This window comes from Zarconia sp. (assembly GCF_057467645.1).
Genome location: NZ_JBRJXU010000087.1, coordinates 1 through 11,176, shown reverse-complemented (window position 1 = coordinate 11,176; position 11,176 = coordinate 1). Strand labels below are relative to the sequence as shown.

Annotated in this window: 10 protein-coding genes; 2 read left to right on the top strand and 8 right to left on the bottom strand. The window is 51.2% G+C overall.

Annotation, left to right across the window (positions count from 1 at the left end; translation table 11 throughout):
- Nucleotides 1–1,557, top strand: a 1,557-nt coding sequence (locus AC2215_RS13220) for a CHAT domain-containing protein (protein WP_486810478.1), incomplete at its 5' end; no start/stop codon positions are given.
- 229 nt (nucleotides 1,558–1,786) lie between these two features.
- On the opposite strand, the gene solA is transcribed toward AC2215_RS13220, so the two are convergent.
- From solA to AC2215_RS13185, 7 genes are all read right to left on the bottom strand, one after another.
- Entirely contained in the window at nucleotides 1,787–2,932 is a 1,146-nt protein-coding gene (solA, locus tag AC2215_RS13215) for an N-methyl-L-tryptophan oxidase (RefSeq protein WP_486810477.1), read from the bottom strand.
- A gap of 15 nt (nucleotides 2,933–2,947) precedes the next feature.
- The gene (dusB, locus tag AC2215_RS13210) at nucleotides 2,948–3,991 is read right to left on the bottom strand and encodes a tRNA dihydrouridine synthase DusB (RefSeq protein WP_486810476.1); all 1,044 of its coding nucleotides are present in this window, start codon (nucleotides 3,989–3,991) and stop codon (nucleotides 2,948–2,950) included.
- 79 nt (nucleotides 3,992–4,070) lie between these two features.
- Nucleotides 4,071–4,217 carry a hypothetical protein gene (locus tag AC2215_RS13205; protein ID WP_486810475.1) on the bottom strand — a complete coding sequence of 49 codons (147 nt, stop codon included), beginning with the start codon at nucleotides 4,215–4,217 and terminating at the stop codon, nucleotides 4,071–4,073.
- Nucleotides 4,218–4,261: 44 nt separating this feature from the next.
- Nucleotides 4,262–5,761, bottom strand: a complete 1,500-nt coding sequence (locus AC2215_RS13200; protein ID WP_486810474.1) for a TM0106 family RecB-like putative nuclease — start codon at nucleotides 5,759–5,761, stop codon at nucleotides 4,262–4,264.
- 90 nt (nucleotides 5,762–5,851) lie between these two features.
- A complete protein-coding gene (locus AC2215_RS13195) occupies nucleotides 5,852–6,820 on the bottom strand; it encodes a GGDEF domain-containing response regulator (RefSeq protein ID WP_486810473.1) in 969 nt (322 codons plus the stop codon).
- A 121-nt stretch (nucleotides 6,821–6,941) separates the two neighbouring features.
- Complete coding sequence (locus tag AC2215_RS13190) at nucleotides 6,942–8,375, bottom strand: DUF5009 domain-containing protein (protein ID WP_486810472.1); 1,434 nt, start codon at nucleotides 8,373–8,375, stop codon at nucleotides 6,942–6,944.
- Between the two features lie 190 nt (nucleotides 8,376–8,565).
- Nucleotides 8,566–9,258, bottom strand: coding sequence for an MBL fold metallo-hydrolase (locus AC2215_RS13185; RefSeq protein ID WP_486810471.1), 693 nt, complete (start codon nucleotides 9,256–9,258; stop codon nucleotides 8,566–8,568).
- On the opposite strand from AC2215_RS13185, the gene AC2215_RS13180 reads away from it, so the two are divergent.
- Complete coding sequence (locus tag AC2215_RS13180) at nucleotides 9,257–10,909, top strand: site-2 protease family protein (RefSeq protein ID WP_486810470.1); 1,653 nt, start codon at nucleotides 9,257–9,259, stop codon at nucleotides 10,907–10,909. The two genes, AC2215_RS13185 and AC2215_RS13180, sit on opposite strands and share 2 nt — an antisense overlap.
- On the opposite strand, the gene AC2215_RS13175 is transcribed toward AC2215_RS13180, so the two are convergent.
- Nucleotides 10,906–11,176: hypothetical protein (locus AC2215_RS13175; RefSeq protein ID WP_486810469.1), on the bottom strand; the 271-nt coding region annotated here is incomplete at its 5' end. The two genes, AC2215_RS13180 and AC2215_RS13175, sit on opposite strands and share 4 nt — an antisense overlap.

Here is an 11,176-nt window from a genome sequence, read left to right as displayed (position 1 = left end):
CCGGAGCCGGAACCCGAACCCGAACCGGAAACCACCACAACTCCAGACTCCCAGGACTTCGAGCGCAAAACGACACCCCCACTCACCCCACCCAGACGAGCGAGAGCCAGTCTAACGGAGGAGGGGACGAATTTGCGGCTCGATCGCGCCTTTACTAGCGACGATCGCCGAGAAATCGTCGAACAGCTCGAACGCATCCGCACCATCGAGTATGTCAACTATCTCAACCCCGGCGAGCTACCCACCCCAGACATGACCCTCGAGCAAATTCAAGACGAATTGCGAAATTTATCCGATCGCACCGGTCAAGAAGCGGCTCTAATCTACGTCGTGGCACGGGAAAACGAGATGGAGTTGCTCCTGCTACCCCCCAAAGCTTCCTCATCGCGAGATGGTTTAGTCGAACCAACCCCGGAAGAAGCTTTCCCGGACAATACCAAAGGGCTTCAACTCAAACAAGAGCCAAAAGAATCCGACGATGTGGCCCGAGTGTCTTATTCTCGGGATGTAGCGAATGCCAAAAATCGTCGCAACGGACGGCTTTCGAGAGGAACCCTCGTGCGGTATACCATCCCCGACACCTCCCGAGAAACCGTTGTCAATGCCCTGCGAGAGTTTCGTCGCACCCTCACCAATCCCCGGTTCCGATTTGACGATCGCTACCTCGAAAGTTCCCAACAGCTTTACGAGTGGATCGTCGCCCCCCTAGAACCTCATTTAGAGGAACTCGAAATCGATACCCTGCTTTTCAGTTTGGGAGCGGGGTTGCGGAGTATGCCTCTGGCTGCTCTCCACGACGGCGATCGTTTCTTGGTGGAAAACTATAGCATGTCCTTGGTTCCCAGTTTCACGTTACTCGATCGCAGCTACCAGCAAATTTCTCGAGAACGAGTACTCGCCATGGGTGCGAGCCAATTTACCGATTTGCCTCCTCTGCCGGCCGTTCCTCTGGAATTAGAATTGGTGGCGGGAGCAATTAACCAGGATTCGGGTCAAGTGTTTCTCAACGAAAGGTTCACCCAAGAGAACTTGCACCAACAGCGTCAAGCCGGAAGCTACGACGCGATCCACTTCGCCACCCATGCGGCCTTCCAATCTGGAACGCCGAGCAACTCCTACATTCAATTTTGGGACGATTCCGTGCAACTTAACGAGTTCCCGAATCTCCATTTGCACGATCCCCCAGTGAATCTCTTAGTACTGAGCGCCTGTCAAACGGCCGTGGGCGATCGAGATGCGGAACTCGGCTTTAGCGGTTTGGCCGTCTACTCCGGCGCGCGATCGGTTATCGCCAGTTTGTGGTCGGTGAGCGATGAGGGAACCTTGGGGTTGATGGGCAGCCTCTACCATCATTTAGGAACCGCTCCCATCAAAGCCGAAGCCATCGCCCAAGCACAACGGGATATGATTGCCGGAACCGTTCGCTTGGCAGAAGGGGAGTTGCAAATGGGCGATCGCTCCGTTCCCCTCACCCCCGAACTGGGTCGCCTCGGAAACGTCGATCTCTCTCACCCTTATTACTGGTCGGGTTTTACCACTGTGGGCAGTCCTTGGTAACGTCAGTTTTGGATAAGACTATTTTGGGTGAGGGTGGGGAATAGGGAATAGAAAAAACCTATGCGCGCGCGATCGTGTAAATCAACTGCGGGCGAAGTGAAGCGGAGGGGTTGCGCTATAACTCTTATTATAAACAACGTGAAACCTTCACCGTTTCTCCATTTCACGATGTTTTTGCATCACTCGAATCAGGACACTTCATGAAGCGGATTTGGGATGAGATCGCACATTAAAATCTATCCAAACGAAAAGGTGTAGGGTCAAGTAGTAATTCATCATCTGTTACCAACTGTGCCAGCAGCTTGCCAATGCCAGCCGAATGTTTAAAGCCATGTCCCGAACAGGGAGATGCCACAAGCACATCATTAGATTCGGGATGATAATCAATGACAAAGCCATAGTCTGGTGTCACAGTATACAGGCAGGTCTTAGAATGTAAGCATCTTGGCTTAATCTGAAAATTTTTTGAGAATAATTCGTATGCAATTCGAGTTTCCTCTTCACTTATATTCGTGTTTACAAAATCGGGATTGCTTTCAAGTTCGTACTGTTCGATGCCAATCTTCATACCTTGTTTCGGATAAATTATTGGAAATCCGTAATAAGAATTAATAGCATCTTCTCCTGCTCTAATAAAAACAGGAAGGTTTCCTCGTGTATATTGCTGTTCTGGGATTTCCACATCAAACCAATACATAACCTGTCTAAAAACTTTAAAAATATTTTTAAACTCTGGAAATTGTTTTATCCACGACCCTAATGTGAGAATTAACTTGGCACATTCGTAAACATTTTTATTCGTTTTTACTCTGATGGTGTCTTTATACTCTAATTTAATAATTTGCTCGTCAACAGCAAGATTTGCACCAAATTTTCCGGCGAGCATGAGATTGGATTCAATACACTTTTCAGGGATTAAGTAACCCGCTTCAAATTCAAAGTATCCATAAGCATTCTCATTAAATTTGATTTGAGGATACTGTTTGCACAAAGAATCAAAATCATACATCTCATGTTTGATTCCGTATTTATTGGCAATTCGTATCGTTTCATCCCAGAAATTATCTCCGTGCAAAAAGCTCTTTTCTTGCCCTTCTGTAAAAATAAGACAGCCAATTTGATGTAGAAGATTTAATCCCGTTAATTCTTCGATTTCCCGCCATATTTTGTGAGATTCTGCAACAAGAGGATAATAGGCTTCGCCCTCACCAACCGCCAACCTTGTAATTCGTGTCTCTCCATGTGACGATCCTCGATCGTGTGGCGGATTAAACCGATCGATGCCGAGGATAGATAGGTTAGTCTTGCTGAGTTGATAGAGGGTGGCACTACCCATTGCACCTAAACCAGCAACAATGACATCGAAGTTTGTCATAGATGATTCGCTCCTCTAAATACAATCGATCGCCTCATCTTCCGCACACCCCAACTTCAATCTCTCAATGGCATCATCGAGCAGTGCGTACCCCGCTTCGACGGTTTCGGTGCGGCTGAGGCGATCGCGCAATTCTCCCGCTCCCGGAAATCCCTTACAGTACCACGCTAAATGCTTGCGAGCTTGACGGATGCCTCGCTCTCCTTTGTATTCCCATAGCCCTTGCAAATGCTCTCGCGCGCATTGCAACCGTTGAAGGGGAGTTGGGGGGGGTAGCTGGCGGCCAGTTTTGAGGAAGTAGTCGATTTCTCCCACCAGAAACGGGTAGCCCAGGGTTCCTCGAGAACACATTACCCCATCGGCACCGGTTTCTTCCAAACAGCGCACGGCGGACTCTACCGAAACAATATCACCGTTGGCGATCGTGGGAATGTCCAGAGCCTCTTTCACCCGGCGAATCCACTCCCAGCGCGCCTCGCCATTGTACCCCTGGGCGCGGGTGCGGGCGTGGAGGGTGAGCATACTGGCCCCGGCATCTTCCATCCGACGGGCGAAATCGAGAATATTGATTTCGTCGTCCGCCCAACCCAGGCGGGTTTTCACCGTCACCGGGACCGAAACGGCCTCTTTCACCGCCCGGACGATCGCAACGGCGACTTCCGGCTGGCGCAGCAGGGACGAACCTCCGCCTTTGCGGGTAATTTTATTCACCGGACAGCCCATGTTGATATCGATGGTATCGGCCCCCTCCTCAACGGCCATTTGTGCCGCTTCTCCCAAAAAATCCGGTCGACAGTCGAACAGTTGAATGCTGATGGGACGTTCGCCGCGATCGATTTCCATGATTTTGGGCAGTTCGCGAACGTGGTGGAGGCTGGTGGCATTCACCATCTCGGTATACATCATCGAATCGGGGGCCAGGCGGCGCACCAACCGCCGAAACACCAAATCCGTCACCCCAGACAGGGGAGACTGGAGAACGCGGCTCTTGACTTCGATATCGCCAATTTTGAGGGGGGTGGCGAGTTTTTGTTGAAGGGTTGGGGAGAGGGCAAGCATGGATTTTTGGGTGAATCGGGAGCGGCTCTCGATCGATTTTAATCGGACTGAGACATTCAGACTTAAGTGAATTTCCCCTTCAAGCGGGAAAGCTTCTCCCTTCCCGATTATTGGCACCCCCTTCGTCGATTGTGCCCAAGCCAACGCCAAACAGGGTATCGAAGTCGCAGCCAAACAGTGCGGCTACGGCGAAGTCAGGCTCCATGGATGGTTGGGGGGGTTTCATGGACATTTCTCCGTACACCTCCAAGTTAAGTATTCAGCTCCTATTCAGTTTTGTTGTCGCCAAAATTCCACCAGCCATTCCTTAACCCGATAAGTCGCCCGACAATCATCCTCGTTGTATTCGACGATCGCTTCGAGATAGCGACGCTCTCCGGTTTCGAGCCATTGGTTGTACCAGCAAATACACTGAGCGCCATTAGCCGACGGATCGCGCCATTCAAAACCGATCCAGCGGGCCATCGCTTTGAGGGCGTAACTTTCCACGGGTAAAACCACCGTTTGCGTCATCCACAAATGCACGTCCACAAAGCGATCGAGCAGTGGTTTCCACAGGGAATCGGGGGTTTTGTAGCGCTTGGCTAACTTGCTGGTGGTTTTTACTTCGTAGTCGCAAAAATGAAAAATGGGCGCATCTGGATACATACCGACGACTTCCAAAAATTGCGCCCACACTTTCTCCTCATCTTCAGGTTTTTCGGCAATCAGAGGATAAAATTTTTCCGTTCCTTTCACCCGATCGATCGCCAGCACCCCAAACAGAAAATCGATATCTAATTCCGGTTCCGCTTCGAGATCGAAGTGAAATTCGACGTTAGACGTTAGGTAGGAGGGAATTCGAGCATCTGGAGCGTGGCGATTGAGTTTCAATGTCGACGTAACGGGACTGGGGACGATAAAGGACGAAACGCGCTTGCCCTTCCAAATCGCTCGGTTGCCTAGGGTCGATTGAGCCTGCCAAACCAGTTGTTCGGCAATATCTTCTCCCATCACCGGTACCAATAGGTCGACCTGAATCGAAGCTAAATCTTCGAGGCTGGTAATTTCGATTTTTTGCAGCTGTTCGTAGCGATTGGGAGTAATACCGGGTAATAAGGAGAGATGGCGCTCTTTTTCGGCAACCGTGTGACAACTGGTGTACCAGTGACAGAGGCTGCATCGCTGGCGAGAAATAAAGACTTCTGGAGCGCGGCGATCGCGGATCGTCGAGATACAATCTTTAAGAACCTGATGCATTTCCGGAACCCGTTGTGCCAGGTTAACCGGATGGGGAGCGCGCTTGCGCAGGAGCAACCACGTCGTATCCGGCCAAACTCCCTGTACGTCCGCCAAAACCTGAGCGTCAAAAGCCCCGACGATTTGATACTCGATTTTCGATCGCTTCCCGAGTTTGATATTGCTCGCCTCGTAGCGCCAGTTACCAAAGTTCGATTCCCCCGGCTGCTTCACCAGTAAGTCGGGGACGCTCACCAGGGTCGCGCCGCCACTCCATTCCGTCAGCAGAACACCTCGGTAGATGCGCTCGACACCCTGCTGCATCAGCTCCTTCGTGGCTTGACTACCGGCAAGCCAATTCGAGCGCGGGTAACTCGGTTGGTGGTAAGTCAGACTGGCCAGAATCTCTTGCCGATGAGCTTGGCTATCTTGACGAAGTTTCAGCAGAAAGTCGCTTTCCGGTTCTTTGTGCCGAACGTCACCATACACATCTAGAAAAGCTCGCCTCGGACAGCGTTGATAAAAAAGTAGGGTTTCAGCACTTAGCAACATTCCTTTAGGATGACATTTTTTCGATCCTTTGGGGGTACTCCGAGGGACAAACTTATCTGAATCGCCATGAACTCTTACCCGTTCGGGCATTTAACGCGGTTCGCGGTGGGCCGTTTGCACTGGAGAAAATTGCAAACAATTCCGTCCTGCTTGTTTGGCTTGATAAAGAGCTTTATCTGCCTGTAGTAGCAATTCTCGATCGCTGACTCGATTCTTCTGACTGGCAACGGCCGCGCCAATACTTAAGGTGACGGGCAAGGTTTTCCCGTTGTGAATGTCGATGGCACACGAGGCGATTTCCGTTCGCAAGGACTCGCCGTACTCCAAGGCTGAGGCCGAGTCCAAACCGGGAGTAATACAGGTAAATTCCTCTCCACCGTAACGATAGAAGGAGCTTTGCGGATGACCGATCTCGAGTAATCGTTCGGCAACGGAACGCAAGACGATATCTCCAACTAAATGACCGTGGATATCGTTCACTTGCTTGAATCGATCGATATCCATCATGAAGACGCACAGAGAATCTTGGCTATCCTGCGCGTTGTAGGTTTGTCTGAGGAGGTGGGGTAACGTTCGGTCTAAAGCTCTGCGGTTCAACAATCCCGTTAGGCGATCGGTCATAGAAAGGGATTCGAGTAGCTGGTTGCGCGCGATCAGTTTTTGATTGGCTTCCTTGAGTTCTTGAGTGAGACGATGTAGGCGCAACCCCGCTCTGACTCGTGCGGTTAGTTCTTGGACTTCAATGGGTTTGGAGAGAAATTCGTCTGCACCGCTATCGAGTCCTTTGACCCGATCGTCTACATGTCCGCGCCGGGTGAGTAAAATAATGTAGGTAGTGGCTAAAGTGCGATCGGCTTTAACGGCAACGCAAAAATCTAAACCGTTCATTTGTGGCATCATCCAGTCGCAAATGACTAAGGCAGGATGTAAGGTTTTCACGTGAGCGAGTCCATCCAAGCCATTTTTGGCAACAAATACCGAGTGCCCTGCATTTTGCAATGCTTTTTTGAGAATTAACCGGGTTGTCGGATCGTCATCTACAATCAGGATTTTTGCCATCACTCTTGGATATTTTTAAAAAGCGAAAAAGACAGAACTCACAATAACTGTTATTTCTGGAACTATTTTAGCCTCATAAAACTTTGATAACTCAACATAAATCAGACCTGACTTACTATTTTTAAGTTCTCATAAAGATTTTGAATTGATTGAATAGATTGACTAAAAATGCCAAAAAAATCGTGTAAATAACGGCAACCCCAAATTTTTCCCAAGGAGGTAAATTCATTTCTTCAATCGACTCATACCATCCTGTCAGGCTCAAGATCGGCCAAATCAAGTTAGCAAACCCAATGTAGCCAATCATCGGATTTTTTCCGGTCTCGATCGAAAAAGAGAAGAATTGACCCCAATCCAAAAATTCGATCGATACACTCAAAACGATCGAAATTAGCAGTGAGATTCCCAAGGTGACCAAAAAATAACTGAGAGTCGCACTATCTTTTTTAATTCCACCCTGAAACGGTTCGAAAAATAATCCGAGGGTCAACCAGAATCCACTCCATCGGTATAACTCATAAATGAGCTTCTCTGTCGGTTGAATTGGATTCTGTATGCATGCAAAACCCAATCCATACAGACATAAAATCAGAATCGTTGTTTGCCCGACCCATCGACCTTGCAAACCCACAAGCAAGCCAAAAATGGAAAGCACCCCAATGGTACCAATTCCTAGAAATTGCCAAGACGACCAAGTGAAAACCTGTTCGCGGTCTTGTACATCTTGCAACCATTCTAAGATTAAATCTCCAACAATCGTGCCGGGGATGACAATAAACAAATACTTTAAATACTCAAATTGAAATAGCCAGGGAATCGGGGATGCCGACCACACAGTGGCAACCCATCCCGGCGACGATGACGACAGCCACAGAGCCAGTAAGACCACCAACAGACCCAGTCGAATCGATCGCCGCTCTCGGGTCAAAAACCAAATCGAGGCACCGAATACTGCCATATTCGCCAGAATCATGAGAATGATATCGCTACGTTCGAGGGAAAACCCACTACCATCGGGATAGCGAATGCGACCGAGCAATCGAACCGCACCCATCCAACCCGCACCCGTTAATCCATAACGCAACCACACCGGCCAAGACTTCGGCCAACGGGCGTAGCACAGCACCAGCAGACCAAATCCCCACAACCCCAACCACCATTTCTCTTCTCCGGGCAACGGGTTGATTTGCGTCGGTCGAACGTGCTGCACGAAAATAGCAAAAGTGCTCAGCAAAAACCCTCGCTTGAGAATCGACAAACTGATTTGAAACCCGTTCCATTCCCGAGCAATGGCGCGAGAACCCGAAAGGGGAATGGCAGCCCCCAGGGCAAATAGAAACATCGGAAACACTAAATCCACCCAAGTCAGTCCCGGAACGTTGGGATTAAAAGTATTGTCCGGCGGCGGGAGTTGAGCGTGATACATCCAAGCTGGCAGCACTCCCCCAAACGGCAGCGTTCCCGAAAGCACCATCGCCAACACCGCCAACCCTCGCAAGGCATCCAGGGCATCGGCACGTTTGGGTGAAACGGAAAGAGCCGGAGTTTTTTTCATCTATTCGCGTGCGTGGTGAATGAGAATTCGGAATTCGGAATGCAGAATTCGGAAAGGAGAAAGGGGAGCACGAGGAGAGATGACGCTTAGGACGCTCAGAGGGAAGAGTGCCGCAACTGACCCATTGTCAATTGTCCATTCCTCCCCTTGCTTCCCCGAGCTCCCCTGCTCCCGATGCCCCCCAAGCTCCCTAAAGCAGGGGTTGAATTTGAAGGTGTTCGTCAAGGTCGAGTTCCGAAAGCTTCGAGTAAGCATCCTCAATTGCCGTCTGACCCCGTAAAAAGCCGGTATTCGCCCCCGGACAAATCGAAGATAGGGTTGCGGGGGTAAATCTCTCGATCAGGGCTTGCACGCTGCGAATTTGGCGGGGCCAGTGAAAGGTTTTCACCGTGCGCAACGGTACGGGCACCCCTTGGCGATTCGGCAGCAGATGGCGACCGGTAAACAACAGACCCCCTCCACCGCCGTAGTACAAGCAAGAGGAACCCGGAGAGTGACCCGGCGTCCAGATTCCGATCGCCTTCTCGACCGTCGTGTTGTTTCCGAGGGAGATTTCTGACTCGAAGGTAGTCAGTTTTGCGTCCGGCAGCAGATAGGCTTCCTGTTCCTGGATGACGATCTCGCATCCGGTCGATGCTTGAATTTGGGCGGCTTTACCAATGCTGCCGCGATGGGTGAGAAATAGAATTCCGACTCCCCCGCGTTCCTCAAGGAAAGCTTGGGTGTGTTCGTTCCACGGCGGACAGTCGATGAGTATATTGGCAACTTTTTCTACAATGAGATAAGCGGTTGCTCCTAGCGTGTCCCGATTTGGGGAAAAAGCAAAAACATTGTCCAGGACAGCCCGTGGTTTTTTGGGCGCAGCGTTGCGTTGGGATGGCATGAATTTTTGGTTGCTCTTACTCCTTGGACTCCTTACTTATCTTATTTTGCAGCGTAGTGTTCCGCGCATTACCCGGACGCCGATTTGGATTTTGTGGCTGGTGATGATGACTCCAGCGTCGATTTTGACGGTTTGGGCGCTCATCTACGGCGAAGATGCGAACTTGCCGGCGATTGTGGCGATCGGGCCCTTTGCAGTGTGCTTCGTGCTGTACTGGTGGCTGGTTCAACGGGGTCGGGTGTCTCCCAAGGAGTCTCAAATGTCCAAACCCGCCGAATCCCAACCCTCTGAGTCCCAAAGCCCTGGAGCGAACGCCACACCCGATCGGGAGGAAGACATTTCCCCCCAACCGCCACTGCGACCGATCGATCGAGAAGAAGAGGGTCAGTTGCGAGACTGTTTCCCCTGGTCGGTGTACTACCTGCGAAACTTGGAGTACCGCCCCCAAGTGGTGGTGTGTCGGGGACAGTTGCGAACCAATCCCGATCGAGCCTATAAGACCATTCAAAGTAACATCGCTCAAAAATTCGGCGATCGCTTTTTGGTGGTGTTTCAAGAGGGATTGTACGCCAAGCAACCGTTCTTCATCCTCGTTCCCAATCCTCAAGCGGAATCGAAAAAGCCCGAATCATCCGAAACCACGACACGACCGCTCTTTGCCCTGGGTTTGCTGTTGGTGACTCTGTTTACCACCACACTCGCTGGCGTCGCATTTTCGGAAGGGTTTTCTCGATGGCAAGACTTGTACGCAGCCGCTCTAATTTCGGCCGAGAACGCCAAACAGGTGTACGAAGCCACTCCCGCCATCGAAGTCCGTCAACTGTGGCAGGGGTTGTCCGATCCCACTCGGCTGTGGCAGGGGTTGTCCTATTCTCTCCCCTTACTGGCGGTCATCGGCATTCACGAATTCGGTCACTATTTTGCGGCCCGATTTCACCAAATTCGCGCCACCTTGCCCTATTTCGTGCCGTTTCCATTTTTTCTGGGAACCGTTGGGGCGTTTACCCAGATGCGATCGCCCATTCCCAACCGCAAAGCACTGTTCGATGTGAGCGTTGCCGGTCCCTTAGTGGGGCTTTTGCTTTCCATTCCGCTGCTGATGTGGGGTTTGGTCCATTCAGAACTCGTGCCCCTATCGGCGTTGGACGTCTTGAAGAATGAGGGACTACTCGATGCAGAGCGGGGATTGCTCAATTTTAATGCCCTCACCCCTCAGTTCTCCCTCTTGCTGGCGGTGGCGAGTAAGTTGGCATTGGGAAGCGAGCTAAATGCCGATGTGGTGGTGAACTTGAATCCCATGGCGATCGCGGGCTATCTGGGGCTGCTGCTGGCGGCGTTTAACCTACTGCCGGTGGGACAACTCGATGGGGGTCATATGGTTCACGCCATGTTCGGCCAGCGAACGGCCCTAGGAATCGCCCAAGTGACGCGCCTGTTGATGTTGGTACTGGCGTTAGCCTATGGCGATCGTCGAGAATTGCTCTTTGGGGCGATCGTGTTGTTTTTGATGCCGATTCGCGACGAACCCGCACTCAACGACGTGAGCGAACTCGATAACCGCCGAGATGTTATCGGCTTGACAGCTTTAGCACTGCTCACGGCAATTGTTCTCCCAGCCCCGAAAATGCTCGGACCCCTTTTGGGTTTCTAAACAGCAACAGGGAAGGCTTGGAAAGCAACGGAGGCAACGGGGGCAACGGAGGCAACGGGGGCAACGAGCGCTAAATACTCCCTTGTCCCCTTGTCTCCCTTGTCCCCTTGTCCCCTTGTCTCCCTTGTCCCCTTGTCTCCCTTGTCCCCTTGTCCCCTTGTCTCCCTTGTCCCCTTGTCTCCCTTGTCCCCTTGTCTCCCTTGTCCCCTTGTCCCCTTGTCCCCTTGTCCCCTTGTCCCCTTGTCTCCCTTGTCCCCTTGTCCCCTT